This window comes from Nonomuraea sp. NPDC003804 (assembly GCF_040610675.1).
Classification (GTDB): domain Bacteria; phylum Actinomycetota; class Actinomycetes; order Streptosporangiales; family Streptosporangiaceae; genus Nonomuraea.
Genome location: NZ_JBEXMT010000006.1, coordinates 250725 through 263462, shown reverse-complemented (window position 1 = coordinate 263462; position 12738 = coordinate 250725). Strand labels below are relative to the sequence as shown.

Annotated in this window: 13 protein-coding genes; 7 read left to right on the top strand and 6 right to left on the bottom strand. The window is 70.8% G+C overall.

The annotated features are described in order from the left end of the window. Positions 1–151: 151 nt before the first annotated feature. On the top strand, positions 152–1363 hold the full coding sequence (ugpC, locus tag ABZX22_RS10790; RefSeq protein WP_354907431.1) for a sn-glycerol-3-phosphate ABC transporter ATP-binding protein UgpC: 1212 nt from the start codon (positions 152–154) through the stop codon (positions 1361–1363). A gap of 106 nt (positions 1364–1469) precedes the next feature. Here ugpC and ABZX22_RS10785 read toward each other — a convergent pair whose 3' ends face one another. Next, positions 1470–2222, bottom strand: coding sequence for an SDR family oxidoreductase (locus tag ABZX22_RS10785; protein ID WP_354907430.1), 753 nt, complete (start codon positions 2220–2222; stop codon positions 1470–1472). 162 nt (positions 2223–2384) lie between these two features. On the opposite strand from ABZX22_RS10785, the gene ABZX22_RS10780 reads away from it, so the two are divergent. Both ABZX22_RS10780 and ABZX22_RS10775 read left to right on the top strand, forming a co-directional pair. Beyond that, complete coding sequence (locus ABZX22_RS10780) at positions 2385–3569, top strand: PQQ-dependent sugar dehydrogenase (RefSeq protein ID WP_354907429.1); 1185 nt, start codon at positions 2385–2387, stop codon at positions 3567–3569. Further along, positions 3566–4018, top strand: coding sequence for an NAD(P)H-dependent oxidoreductase (locus tag ABZX22_RS10775; protein WP_354907428.1), 453 nt, complete (start codon positions 3566–3568; stop codon positions 4016–4018). The genes ABZX22_RS10780 and ABZX22_RS10775 overlap by 4 nt, the downstream gene beginning before the upstream one ends. Here ABZX22_RS10775 and ABZX22_RS10770 read toward each other — a convergent pair. After that, positions 4008–4301 (bottom strand): carboxymuconolactone decarboxylase family protein, encoded by a 294-nt coding sequence (locus tag ABZX22_RS10770; RefSeq protein WP_354907427.1) that lies wholly within the window; start codon positions 4299–4301, stop codon positions 4008–4010. The two genes, ABZX22_RS10775 and ABZX22_RS10770, sit on opposite strands and share 11 nt — an antisense overlap. A 304-nt stretch (positions 4302–4605) precedes the next feature. On the opposite strand from ABZX22_RS10770, the gene ABZX22_RS10765 reads away from it, so the two are divergent. Together ABZX22_RS10765 and ABZX22_RS10760 are read left to right on the top strand one after the other, a co-directional pair. After that, positions 4606–5307, top strand: a complete 702-nt coding sequence (locus tag ABZX22_RS10765; protein WP_354907426.1) for a hypothetical protein — start codon at positions 4606–4608, stop codon at positions 5305–5307. Between the two features lie 10 nt (positions 5308–5317). After that, on the top strand, positions 5318–8230 hold the full coding sequence (locus tag ABZX22_RS10760) for an AAA family ATPase (protein ID WP_354907425.1): 2913 nt from the start codon (positions 5318–5320) through the stop codon (positions 8228–8230). Between the two features lie 23 nt (positions 8231–8253). Here ABZX22_RS10760 and ABZX22_RS10755 read toward each other — a convergent pair whose 3' ends face one another. Beyond that, entirely contained in the window at positions 8254–8904 is a 651-nt protein-coding gene (locus ABZX22_RS10755) for an HAD family phosphatase (protein ID WP_354907424.1), read from the bottom strand. After that, positions 8901–9248, bottom strand: a complete 348-nt coding sequence (locus ABZX22_RS10750) for a nuclear transport factor 2 family protein (protein WP_354907423.1) — start codon at positions 9246–9248, stop codon at positions 8901–8903. The genes ABZX22_RS10755 and ABZX22_RS10750 overlap by 4 nt, the downstream gene beginning before the upstream one ends. A gap of 240 nt (positions 9249–9488) precedes the next feature. Between ABZX22_RS10750 and lysS the strand changes: the two genes are divergently transcribed. Together lysS and ABZX22_RS10740 are read left to right on the top strand one after the other, a co-directional pair. Continuing rightward, complete coding sequence (lysS, locus tag ABZX22_RS10745) at positions 9489–11150, top strand: lysine--tRNA ligase (protein WP_354907422.1); 1662 nt, start codon at positions 9489–9491, stop codon at positions 11148–11150. Between the two features lie 10 nt (positions 11151–11160). Then, entirely contained in the window at positions 11161–11547 is a 387-nt protein-coding gene (locus ABZX22_RS10740) for a DUF393 domain-containing protein (RefSeq protein WP_354907421.1), read from the top strand. On the opposite strand, the gene ABZX22_RS10735 is transcribed toward ABZX22_RS10740, so the two are convergent. After that, the gene (locus tag ABZX22_RS10735) at positions 11443–12306 is read right to left on the bottom strand and encodes a hypothetical protein (RefSeq protein WP_354907420.1); all 864 of its coding nucleotides are present in this window, start codon (positions 12304–12306) and stop codon (positions 11443–11445) included. The genes ABZX22_RS10740 and ABZX22_RS10735 overlap by 105 nt on opposite strands. Continuing rightward, positions 12291–12734, bottom strand: coding sequence for a hypothetical protein (locus tag ABZX22_RS10730; protein ID WP_354907419.1), 444 nt, complete (start codon positions 12732–12734; stop codon positions 12291–12293). Before ABZX22_RS10730 ends, ABZX22_RS10735 begins: the two co-directional genes overlap by 16 nt. Positions 12735–12738 lie beyond the last annotated feature (4 nt).

Genomic DNA, 12738 nt, shown 5'->3' with positions numbered 1-12738 from the left:
TCATTCCGGAAGGTTTCCAGCTCGAATGGGTAACATCGCCTGGTCTCTTGACAGGGTTCCCCCTTTCGGGTGAGATGCATGAAAACGTATCCACGGTGAGTGGTGTCCCCCACATACGTCCGGGTTCCGGCCCGCTGCGCGAAGGACTGTCATGGCATCCATCGTTCTGACAAACGTCGACAAGATCTACGCCGGTGGCGTGAAGGCCGTGAACGCACTCAACCTTGAGATCAAGGATGGGGAGTTCATGGTTCTGGTCGGCCCCTCCGGCTGCGGCAAGTCGACCGCGCTGCGGATGATCGCCGGACTCGAGGACATCAGCGGCGGCGAGATCGCCATCGGCGACAAGGTGGTCAACCACCTGCCGCCGAAGGACCGCGACATCGCGATGGTCTTCCAGAACTACGCGCTCTACCCCCACATGACCGTCGAGGAGAACCTCGCCTTCGGTCTGAAGCTCCGCAAGATGCCCAAGCCCGAGATCCAGAAGCGCGTCAACGAGGCCGCCAAGATGCTGGGCCTCGAGACCTACCTCAAGCGCAAGCCGGCCGCCCTGTCCGGTGGTCAGCGCCAGCGTGTCGCGATGGGCCGCGCCATCGTCCGCGAGCCGCAGGCCTTCCTCATGGACGAGCCGCTGTCCAACCTCGACGCCAAGCTCCGCGTCTCCATGCGCGCCTCGCTCAACCAGATGCACGAGCGCCTCGGCGTCACCACCGTCTACGTCACGCACGACCAGGTCGAGGCCATGACCCTCGGCGACCGCGTCTGCGTCCTGCGCGACGGCCTGCTCCAGCAGGTCGACACCCCGCAGAACCTGTTCGACAAGCCGGTCAACCTGTTCGTCGCCGGCTTCATGGGCTCGCCCTCGATGAACTTCGTCACCGCCGAGCTGGTCCGCGACGGCGGCGCCGCGGTGGCCTTCGCCGGCTACAAGCTGGCCATCCCCGAGTCGACCTTCTCCGACAAGCCGGGCCTGGACCAGTACATCGGCAAGAAGGTCATCCTCGGCATCCGGCCCTCCGACTTCGAGGACTCCAGCGCCGCCGGCAGCCACGCCAACGGCTGGGCCACCCTGCCCGTCAAGGCGGAGGTCACCGAGGAGCTCGGCTCCGAGATCAACGTCCTGTTCCTGATCGACGCCCCGCCGGTCGAGCACAAGGACACCGTGGCCGCCCAGGACACCGGTGACGACGAGGAAGCCACGCTGCCGCTGTCCGGCGACAAGTCGCTGTGGACCGCCCGCGTCAACGCCCGCAGCCACGTGCGTCCCGGCCAGTCGATCGAGCTGGTCGTCGACACCCACAACCTGCACTTCTTCGACGCCGCGAGCGGCCTGGCGATCGGCCACGAGGCCAACCGCTAAAGCACGCCCGCTCCGAGCATCCCCCCGCCGCGACCCCCTCCCGCGGCGGGGGGATCGTCTTCGCGGGGTCCGCTCCCCGTGTTCCGGAGGCGGGGGGAGCGCCGGGCTACTTGCGGCCGATCATGGCGGAGATCCGGTGGGTCAGCCCGCGCGGGATGAGCCTGCCCACCGCCACGATCGCCTTGTAGCGAGGGTCGGGGATGGAGACCGTCCTGCCGAGCGCCAGGTCGCGCATCGCCTCGTTCACCACGGCGTCGGCCTGCAGCCAGAGGAAGCCGGGGATGCCGGAGACGTCCATCGAGGCCCGCTGGTGGAACTCGGTGCGCACGAAGCCGGGACACAACGCCATGATCCGGATCTTCGGGTCGCCCACCTCGGCGGCCGTCGACTCGCTGAAGTTGACCACCCACGCCTTGGAGGCGCTGTAGGTGCCCCGGGTGAAGAAGGCCGCCACCGAGGCGACGTTGATCACGGCGCCCCTGCCGCGCGCCCGCATGCCCGGCAGGGCCGCGAGCGTGAACCTGAGCACGGCCTCGCAGTGCACCTTCAGCATGCGCACCTCGTCCTCGAGCGGCACCTCGAGGAAGTGGCCGGGGTGGCCGAAGCCCGCGTTGTTGACCAGGCAGTCGACGCCTTCGCGCAGGCGGGCCTCGACGCGCTCCAGCCCGTCGTCGGTGGCCAGGTCGGCGGGCAGGACGTCGACGGCGACGCCGTACTTCTGCTTGAGCCGTTCGGCGGCCTCGGCGAGCCGGGTCTCGTCGCGGGAGACCAGGACCAGCGAGAAGCCGTCGGCGGCAAGGCGGCGGGCGAAGGCCGCGCCGATGCCGGCGGTCGCGCCCGTGATCAGTGCGGTAGGCATACGGCCAGCGTAACGCCCGCCCCGCCCGCTCCCGGCGGCGCGCCGACGATCACGATCGCACGGCCGGGCACGCGCCAGGGCAGGGCCGCCGCCTGCGCCGAACCTTTCCTGGCCCCGGCGCGTACAGGCACCGTGACGAGATCGCATGAGAGGATCGGCAGCGTGCGCCCCGCGCTTGCCGCCATCGCCCTGGTCGCGGTGCTGACCGCCTGCTCGGCCAGCCAGCCGGCAGGGCGGGAGCCTGCCCGCCCCGAGGCGGGACAGTCCGTCCGGCCCTCGGCCGAGGCGGCGACCACGGCGCCCGGCCGGGCGGCGTCCGGGCGGCCGGTGCCCGCGAGGCTGGAGTTCGCCGAGATCGCCCGGTTCGACAAGCCCGTGGCCTTCGCCGTGCGCGAGGGCGACGAGGCGCTCTACGTCGCCGAGCAGAGCGGCCGGCTGCGCGCGCTCGTCGACGGCCGGCAGCAGGTGATCGTCGACCTGTCCGGCGAGGTCAGCGACGGCAACGAGCAGGGCCTGCTCGGCGTGGCCTTCCATCCGACCGGCAGGTGGCTCTACCTCGACTGGACCGACGCCGCGGGCCGTACCCACGTCACCGAGTGGGCCTTCGACGGCCGCAGGGCCGGCGGGCGGCGCGACGTGCTCACCCAGGACCAGCCGTACGCCAACCACAACGGCGGGCAGCTCGCCTTCGGCCCCGACGGCTACCTCTACATCGGCCTCGGCGACGGCGGCGGCGGGGGAGACCCGCAGGGCAACGGCCAGAACCTGGGCACCTGGCTGGGCAAGATCCTGCGCATCGACCCGCGCGGCACGCCCTACCGGGTTCCCCCGGACAACCCGTTCACCGGCCGCGGCGGGGCCAGGCCGGAGATCTGGGCGTACGGCCTGCGCAACCCGTGGCGCTTCAGCTTCGACCGCAGGACCGGCGACCTGTGGATCGGCGACGTCGGCCAGAACGCCTGGGAGGAGGTCGACCACGAGCCGAGCGGCAAGGGCGGCCGTAACTACGGCTGGAACGCCTTCGAGGGCGGGCATCCCTTCGACACCGGCGTGCGGGCCGCCGGCGCCGTCAAGCCGGTCATCACCTATCCCCTCGGGCAGGACGGCGCCTGCTCGGTCATCGCGGGCCACGTCTACCGGGGTGCCCGGATCCCCGGGCTGGCCGGCCACTTCCTCTACGGCGACTTCTGCGCCGGATGGGTCAAGGCCGCGCCCGTGAGCGACCCGGCGCACGGCATCGAGGTGGGCAGGGTCGAGCAGCTGTCGTCGTTCGGGCAGGGCCACGACGGCGAGCTCTACGCCCTCAGCCTCCAGGGCGGGCTCTACCAGGTGCGGGCGGCGTCGTGAGCCGGCTGCTGATCGTCCACCACACCGCCTCACCGGCCACGCACGAGCTGCTGGAGAAGGTGCGCGAGGGCGCGACGACCGACGAGATCCAGGGTGTCGAGGTGGTCACCAGGGCCGCGCTCAACGCCACCGCCGCCGACGTGTTCGCCGCCGACGCGCTCGTCCTCGGCACCCCCGCCAACATCGGCTACATGAGCGGGGCGCTCAAGCACTTCTTCGACACGATCTACTACCCGTGCCTGGAGGAGACGCGGCGCCTGCCGTACGGGCTGTACGTGCACGGCAACAACGACGCCACGGGGGCGGTGCGCGGCGTGGAGTCGATCACGCGTGGTCTCGGCTGGGAGCCGGTCGCGGCGCCCGTCGTGGTGATCGGCGCGGTCACCAAGGCGGACCTGGAGGCGTGCTGGGAGCTGGGCGCGACGGCCGCGGCGACGATCAGCCCATGACCACGCGCTCGATCAGGTCCTCCACCTGGGCGTTGAGCCGCGCCCCGCGCGCCCATCCCGCGTAGTGGGTGAGGAAGACGACCGTCTCCCGCAGCTCCTCCGCGCTCAGGTCGCCGGTGCGCAACGCGGTCTCCAGCTGGATCTCGACCGCCTGATCGAGCCCCTGTCCGACGAGCAGGCCGATGAGCAGCAGCCGGCGGTCGCGGTCGCTGATCGCCTCGCGCGCCCACACCTCGGCGAACAGGTGCTCCACGGTCATGGCGAAGTTGATCGGTTCGTTCATGTCGCGCTCCGAGCGAGGCGGGAGGGGGGTCCGAAGCTCCTTATCCTTCGCCAGTCCGGCGCGAAGAGATAGGCCCTTCGGCAAGACATCTTGGCCGTTCCCTGGTTGCGCAAACGTTGCAGCAGGGTAGAGATGGGCGAGTAGGTCTTGATCCGGACTTTCTCCGCGCGTCTCAGCGATCTATAACAAACACAGCCAATAGTCGGCTGCGCTTTGGTCAAGACTTCTGGGGCCGGAAGAGGAGATTAGCCGCCAAAAACGGGCACAACCAAGGCGTTGGCGGGTAACGCGGAGGTAAGCCCTGGTGAAAAAGACACGGGCTTGGATGAAGGCGGCCGTCAGCACGGCCACGGTCACGGCCGTGCTGACGGCCGGAGTCGCCGCCTGCGGTCAGGCGGAGTACACCTACGTGCGCGACAGGGAAGGCACCACCTACTTCAAGGTGCCGTCCTCGTTCTCGAAGATCGACTCCACGAAGATCGATCTCCTGCTCAGCGGCGACCATCCCGAGTCCGAGACGGCGAAACTGCGCAAGCAGCTGGTCTGGTCGACCGCCTTCGACCAGGCCCCCGAACCGGCCGTGGACCACCTGCTGGGTTCCCAGGACCCGTTCGTCTACTCCACCGTCCACCGGCTGACCGAACCGCAGCGGAACGTGGTCTCGCTCAACACGATGCGCGACTTCATCCTGCCCGTGACGGAGGAGATGCGGCAGGCCTACACCCAGCGCCTCATGGAGGCGGGCCAGCAGCCCACCCTCGCGCGGTTCGAGCTGCTCACCGACCAGCCGATCGTGCTCAGCGACGGCGCGAGAGGCGTGCGCGTGCGGTTCAACTACCTGATCGGCGACACCGTCCAGACCTTCGACCAGACCGCCTACCTCGACCGGACGGGCGGGACCGTCTCGGTGCTGCTGATCCGCTGCACGGCCGCGTGCTTCAGCAAGAGGGTCGCCGAGTTCGACAACATCGCCGAGTCCTTCAAGCTGCTCAAGATGCCAGGATGAGGGAGCGACCGTGACCACGACCCACCCTGAGGGACTGCGCGCTCCCGGCAGCGGCCCCAACGATCCCGACTCCGTGACCCGCAAGCGGATGGCCTTCTGGGATCGCAGCAAGTTCATGCTCGGCCTGGGCCTGGCCTTCCTCGTGCTCGCCTGGAAGGAGATGGCCGACTACGAGGGCATCATGCCCTTCACCGACGCATTACAGCGTATCGGGGACAACCATCCGTGGATCTTCTACCTGCTGGCCGCCGAACTCGTCCGGCAGGTGCACTTCTTCGTCAGCGAGCGCTCGCCCGGCTACCACCGCTTCTGGAGCAAGGGCGTCTTCGGCGGCTTCGAACGGTGGACGCACCGCCGGTTCAGCGACTGGACGAGGTTCAGGCTCGCCAGGATCATCAAGATCCTGTTCTGGGTCACCGTGCTGGCTCTGGTCCTGGGCGCGGTGCTCGACCGCAGCCCCTTCCTGGCCCTGTTCCAGGCTCCGGCGCTGGCCTTCCAGGCGCTGCCGTACGTCGCCCAGCTGGCCTTCGCGTTCTTCTTCGTCATCTTCCAGTTCGTCGGACTGTTCTGGTTCCTGTCGCGCGGCGGCGTCGAGACCTACTACCCCGACGACATCAAGACCAGGTTCAGGGACGTGTGGGGCCAGGACCACGTGGTCGAGCGCGTCAAGGAGAACATCGTCTTCCTGGAGCAGCCGGACGCCATCGAGGCGCGCGGCGGCTACGTGCCCAGCGGTCTGCTGCTGTGGGGGCCGCCCGGAACCGGCAAGACGCTGATGGCCGAGGCCGTGGCCGGCGAGACGGGCAAGCCGTACGTCTTCGTCGACCCGGGCGCGTTCATCAACATGTTCATGGGCATCGGCGTGCTGAAGGTCAAGTCGCTGTTCAGGAAGCTGCGCAAGCTCGCCCTGCGCTACGGCGGCGTCATCGTCTTCTTCGACGAGGCCGACTCCCTCGGCCGCCGCGGCCGCCTGGCCGGGCAGGCCCCACCCGGGCAGGGCTTCAGCGCCGACGGCTGCCATGGCTTCGGCTACCTGTCGGAGCCGTCCAGATCCATCCTGTCCACCAGGGTCACGCCGCCGGACACCGAGAACAGCAGGTTCTTCATGGGCGGCGGCATGAACGGCGGCGGCGACATGGGCACGCTGCAGGCGCTGCTCACCGAGCTGTCCGGCCTGAAGAAGCCGCGCGGCCTGTTCAACCGGCTCGTACGGCGCGCCCTCGGCATGCGCCCCAAGCCGCCGCCGAAGTACCGCATCCTGGTCATGATGGCGACCAACATGCCGGACGCCCTCGACGACGCGCTGCTGCGGCCGGGCCGTATCGACCGCATCTACAAGGTCGGCTACCCGTCCAAGGCGGGCAGGGTCCGCACCTACCAGGGCTACTTCGCCAAGGTCCAGCACGAGCTGACCGACGAGCAGATCGACAAGCTCGCGACGATCACCCCCTACGCCACCGGCGCCACGATCAAGGACCTGGTCAACGAGGCGCTCATCACCACCATCCGCGACGGCCGCGAGACCATCACCTGGTCGGACGTGCTGCGCGCCAAACGGCTCAAGCAGCTCGGCCCGCCCGAGGACGTCGAGTACATCGAGCGGGAACGGCACGCGGTCGCCGTCCACGAGGCCTGCCACGCGGTGATCGCCTACCGCACCCGCTACCACCTCGAGATCGACATCGCCACCATCGAGAAGGGCGCCGACTACCTGGGCATGGTCGCCTCGATCAAGCCCGAGGACCAGTTCACCCGGTGGAAGTCCGAGCACGAGGCCGACATCATGGTCTCGCTCGCCTCGCTGGCCGGCGAGCGGATGTTCTTCGGCGACGACAACTCCTCCGGCGTCTCCGGCGACCTCATGTCGGCGACCTATCTCGTCGGGCTCATGGAGTCGCACTGGGGCATGGGCACCGGCATCGCCTCCCTGCCCGCGCTGCAGGAGCTCGGCATCCACGCCGGCAAGGCCCTGCGCGGCCAGCCGGGGGCGCAGGAGCAGAGTCCCGCGCCGCGCGAGGGCGTCGTCCCCGAGCATCTCAGCGAGCGCGTCGAGTTCAACCTGGTCAGGTTGCTGGAGAAGACCGAGGAACTGCTGTGCGAGCACCGGCGCGAGGTGCTGTGCCTGGCCCACGCGCTGGAGACGCACAAGACGCTCAACGGCGAGGACGTCGTCGCGGTGCTCGAAGGGCGGCAGGGCCCGCTGGTGGACGGCGGCGTCTACCGGTCGGAGACGCTCATCGAGGAGATCGAGGAGTACCACCGCGACGCGGCCAGGGCGCACCGCGAGCACAGCGGCGTCGAGCGCAACCTGCCCGGCGCCGTGGAGGTCACGGCCGGGATCGCCGAGCCGTCCTACGACGTGCAGGTGCTCGACCCGGCCGACGCCGCCGCCGACACCCCCTCGACCGGCAACGCGCTGGTGCCGGACGACCGGCGGCCCCAGTTCGTCCCGTGGGAGCCCCCGCAACCCGGCGCGCCCGCCACACCGGGTCACCAGGCGGCGCCGTTCGGGACCGCCCCGCAGATGCCCGCTCCCTTCCTGACCGGCTCGTCCGGTACGGCCGAGCCGCCGCCCGCGCGCCGCTCGGGCGCGACCGCGTGGGTGGTCGTGGGCAGCCTGTTCACGCTCGCCGGCCTCGCGCTGTTCGGCGCGCTGGCGGCGACCGGCGCCACCGGCAGCGCGGTCGGCGTGATGTCCCCCGGCCTGCTGCTCGTGCTGTTCGTCGTCGTGGTGGCGGTGGTCGTCGGCATCGGGGTGGCGCTCATCGCGCTGAAGGCGGTGCGCGCGGGACAGAAGCGGGCCGAGCAGGAACGTGACAGGGCCAACGCCCGCGCCCAACTGCTGGCCGCGGCCATGGACCCGGAGACGGCGATGCGCCTGCTCGGCTACGACGGCCGCCGCGGGCCCGACGAACGCCCCTGAGCACCCACCGCGCCGGTGGGTGCTCAGGCGAGCCGGTCGACCAGGACGGGGGTGAGATCGCCGAGAGCGGGCACGACCGCGGCGGCCAGTTCGAGGGCGTCCGGCGCGGGCGGGTACCTCGGATGGGGGACGGCGATCACCCGCATCCCGGCCGCGGCCGCCGAGCGCAGCCCGTTGCTGGAGTCCTCCACGGCCACGCAGCCGCGCGGGTCGGCGCCCAGCCGCCGCGCCGCCTCCAGGTAGCCGTCGGGCGCGGGCTTGCCGTACGCGACCTCCTCGGTGGAGACGGTCGCGGAGAAGAACGCGCCGAGCCCCGTGGCGTCCAGGACGACGTCGATGAGCGCGCGGGGCGACGAGCTGGCCAGGCCCAGCGGCCGGTGCTCGGCCAGGCGGGCGACCGCCTCCTTCGCGCCGGGCATGAGGGGGACGCCGTGGCGGTACCGCTCGGCCATCAGCCCGACCACGCCCGCCGCGATCTCGTCCGGCGACCGCCGCACGCCGAGCTCGGCCAGGTAGGCGGCCCATTCGCTGGTGCTCATGCCCATGAGCCTCGACTGGGTCTCGGGCAGCCACGTGCCGCCGTGCGCGGCGACGTAGGCCCTGCGGACCTCCTCCCACACCGGCTCGGAGTCGACGAGCACGCCGTCCAGGTCGAAGACGACAGGCCGGCTCATGCGGGCTGCTCCATCCAGTACTCGACGAACTCCGTGCACCGGCCCCCGGCGTCCAGCCTGACCAGCCACAGGTTGCTGAAGGCGGTGTCGGGATAGGTGGTGACGCCTTTGACCACGGCCACCTCCTCGGTGACGGCGACGGGCTCGTACTCGAAGGCCGCGGGGCCGTCGGTGTCCTTGCGCTCGAGCCATCGCGTGACGATCGCGTCCTTGCCGCGCCACGGCTCGGCGTAGGGCTCGGTGAAGTAGACGGCGTCGTCGGCGAACAGCGCGCCGATGTCGTCGGGGTCGTTGGTGTGCCAGGCCCGGATGTAGGCGTCCATCCAGCTCGCGAGGTGGGTCATGGACACCTTTCTACCCGGGCCCGGCGAGGCGGCCGCGGCCGAGGGTGCGCTCCGCCGCCCGGCGCCGAACCGCAGGGCGGCGGCCTCCGAACGGCCTCCGAACGGCCTCCGAACGGCCTCCGAACGGCCCGCGGCGGGCCGGCCGGGCCGGAGGGAACCGGCGGCCTGGCGCGGTCGCGTCCATACCCGCCGATTCTTCCGTCAGAATGGGGCGTCACACTTCGATGGAAGGGCTGTTCCATGACCGACTGGGTCTCCCAACTCGCGGACGACGTCATCGCCGAGTCGGAGCGGCGCGCGCCCGGCAAAACGATCGTCTGCGCCTCGGGGCTCAGCCCGTCCGGACCGATCCACCTGGGCAACCTGCGTGAGGTCATGACCCCGCACCTGGTGGCCGACGAGATCAGGAGGCGCGGCCTCGACTGCGTCCACCTGCTGTCCTGGGACGACTACGACCGCTTCAGGAAGGTGCCCGCGGGCATCGACCCGTCGTGGGCCGAGCACATCGGCAAGCCGCTCACCTCGGTGCCCGCCCCGCCCGGCAGCGCCTACCCCAACTGGGCCGAGCACTTCAAGACCCCGATGATCTCCGCGCTGGCCAGGCTGGGCGTCACCTACCGTGGCATCAGCCAGACCAAGCAGTACACCTCGGGCGCCTACCGCGAGCAGATCCTCCACGCGATGCGCGAGCGTGACCGCATCGACGCCGTCCTGGCCCGCTACCGCACCAAGGCCAAGCCGAAGGCCAAGGACGCCGACGAGGCCGCCGCGCTCGAAGGCTCCGGCGCGGCCGAGGAGGAGGCGGGCTACTACCCGTACAAGCCCTACTGCACGCTGTGCGGGCGCGACCTGACCACCGTCACCGGCTACGACGACGAGACGACCGAGCTGGCCTACACCTGCGAGTGCGGCTTCGGCGAGACCGTACGGCTGGCCACCCACGACCGCGGCAAGCTGGTGTGGAAGGTCGACTGGCCGATGCGCTGGGCCTACGAGGGCGTCGTCTTCGAGCCCTCGGGCGTCGACCACACCTCGCCCGGCTCGTCCTTCGAGGTCGGCGGCCACCTGGTCGGCGAGATCTTCGACGGCGTGCAGCCGATCGGCCCGCGCTACGCCTTCGTCGGCATCAGCGGCATGGCGAAGATGAGCAGCTCCAAGGGCGGCGTGCCGACCGCGGCCGACGCGCTGGAGATCATGGAGGCGCCGCTGCTGCGCTGGATGTACGCCCGCCGCAAGCCCGCCCAGTCCTTCAAGGTCGCCTTCGACCAGGAGATCCAGCGCCTCTACGACGAGTGGGACGCCCTGGAGCGCAAGGTGAGCGAGGGGCAGGCGCTGCCCGCCGACCAGCTCGCCCACGCCAGGGCGGTGCGGACGGCCGAGCAGCCGCTGGCGGCCACCGAGCGGCGCGTGCCGTACCGGATGCTGGCCTCCATCGTCGACGTGACCACCGGCGACGAGGAGCAGACGCTGCGCATCCTGCGCGAGCTCGACCCGGCCGCGCCGATCACCGACCTCGCCCAGGTGCGGCCGCGCCTGGACAAGGCCCAGCGCTGGGTCACCACCCAGGTGCCCGCCGAGCAGCGCACCACCGTCCGGCCGGAGCCCGACGAGGAGCTGCTGTCCTCGCTGGATGCGGAACAGCGCGAGTCGCTGCGGCTGCTGCTCGATGGGCTCGACGCGCACTGGTCGCTCGACGGGCTGACCGACCTGGTCTACGGCGTGCCCAAGCGGCAGGCGGGGCTGCCCGCCGACGCGAAGGCCACCCCCGAGCTGAAGGCCGCGCAGCGGGAGTTCTTCGTCCTGGTCTACACCCTGCTCGTCGGCCGCGACACCGGGCCGCGCCTGCCGACGCTGCTGCTGGCCGTGGGGGCCGACCGGGTCCGCAAGCTGCTGGGAGCGTAGAGTCTGGATCATGAGATCCCTGCTCGTCTTCGACGGCGACTGCGCCTTCTGCACCACCTGCGTGAGGTTCGTCGAACGGCTGCTGCCGACGAAGGCGGAGATCATCCCGTGGCAGTTCGCGGACCTGCGGGCGCTGGGCGTGAGCCAGGCGCGGGCCGAGTACGAGCTGCTGTGGGTGGACGAGCGCGGCGCCGTCTTCGGCGGCGCCCAGGCCGTGGCCAAGCTGCTCATCGACGCGGGACTGCCGTGGAGCCCGCTCGGCCTGCTGCTGCGGGTGCCGCCGGTGCGCTGGCTAGCCCACGGGCTCTACCGTGCCGTCGCCAACAACCGGCACCGGCTTCCGGGCGGCAGCCCCGCGTGCGCGCTTCCGGCCGATCGTCGCCCGCTCCAGCGGTAGGAAGGCCGCCAGGCAGATGACGTGCGGCAGGAAGTGGATCGTGATCGCCGCCCAGGTGAGCAGGTGGAACAACCCCCAGAAGGCGACAGCCGCGTAGAGCGCCCTGCCGCGCAGCGCCAGCATGACCGGCGACGCCGTCTCGGCCAGCAGCACGATCCACTGCCCGATCAGCAGCGCGCCTGGCAGGGCCGCGACGAACTCGCCGAAGAACGTGCCGCGCCTGGAGATCGCCCACTGGAAGGTGGCGCCGTTCGGCCACTCCCAGCCGCCGTGCCTGATCTTGGCGTAGGCGGACAGGAAGTAGGTGGCCGCGACCGCGATCTGGACGCAGCGCATCGCCCACCCGGCCGCCTCCTCACCCGCCCGCGCGGCCGTCGGCAGCACGAACAGGGCCACGACCAGCGCGAGGTGGTCGTGGTCGACCTTGCCGTACGACATGGCCAGCAGCGCCCAGTACAGGTAGCCGGCCGCCACGACGTATCCGGCCGCGCGCGGCAGCCTTCCCCACGCCGCCACCAGCGCCGCCACCACCACGACGGCGAACAGCGTGTAGACCAGCACGGGGGAGGCGCCCGGCAGGTGCAGCAGGCGGGCCACCAGCACGGGCCGGTACCCGGCGGGGTTCTCGGCGTGGCCCCAGACGCTGCCGGTGAACAGCATCATGTCCAGCGGGAGGAACAGGTAGACGATCAGCGACATGATCCGCACCCGCCGTGCCGGGACGGGAGCGAACCACCACCGCTCTAGCGCACCACCCATGACACCCTCTCCACGTCCTTGGTCCCCGCGGGACGGCGGTCTTCGAGCGTGATGACCCTGGTGATCACGATGAGCCGGGTGAGCCGGGGATCGTTGGGGCGGATGCGCTCGTGAGCGTCCGCCAGGCTCTGTAACAGCGAGGGCTGGGCGAGGTAGCGGCTGAGCTGGCCTTCGAGCTCGGCCCGGCGGATGCCGACGTAGTAGGGCTCGATGGGGATCTCGACCCGCGCGCCGGTGACGGTCTCGGCCTGCAGGTGCAGCGACTTGATCTCGCCGTCCGGCGGGATGCTGAACGCGAACTGCACCATGGGCCCGAAGGGGAACAGGTCGTCGTCCCCCAGCACCGTGCCGTATCCCAGCGCGGCGATCACGGCCCCCGCCGCGAACAGCCGCCACGCTTTACCCCGTTGTGTCAAGCCGCCCCGCATGCGA

Bases quoted from the DNA above. Each gene is read 5' to 3' on its own strand.
- ugpC (WP_354907431.1), top strand. From the start codon at position 152: ATGGCATCCATCGTTCTGACAAACGTCGACAAGATCTACGCCGGTGGC.
- ABZX22_RS10785 (WP_354907430.1), bottom strand. From the start codon at position 2,222: ATGCCTACCGCACTGATCACGGGCGCGACCGCCGGCATCGGCGCGGCC.
- ABZX22_RS10770 (WP_354907427.1), bottom strand. From the start codon at position 4,301: ATGAACGAACCGATCAACTTCGCCATGACCGTGGAGCACCTGTTCGCC.
- ABZX22_RS10755 (WP_354907424.1), bottom strand. From the start codon at position 8,904: ATGAGCCGGCCTGTCGTCTTCGACCTGGACGGCGTGCTCGTCGACTCC.
- ABZX22_RS10750 (WP_354907423.1), bottom strand. From the start codon at position 9,248: ATGACCCACCTCGCGAGCTGGATGGACGCCTACATCCGGGCCTGGCAC.
- lysS (WP_354907422.1), top strand. From the start codon at position 9,489: ATGACCGACTGGGTCTCCCAACTCGCGGACGACGTCATCGCCGAGTCG.
- ABZX22_RS10740 (WP_354907421.1), top strand. From the start codon at position 11,161: ATGAGATCCCTGCTCGTCTTCGACGGCGACTGCGCCTTCTGCACCACC.
- ABZX22_RS10735 (WP_354907420.1), bottom strand. From the start codon at position 12,306: ATGGGTGGTGCGCTAGAGCGGTGGTGGTTCGCTCCCGTCCCGGCACGG.
- ABZX22_RS10730 (WP_354907419.1), bottom strand. From the start codon at position 12,734: ATGCGGGGCGGCTTGACACAACGGGGTAAAGCGTGGCGGCTGTTCGCG.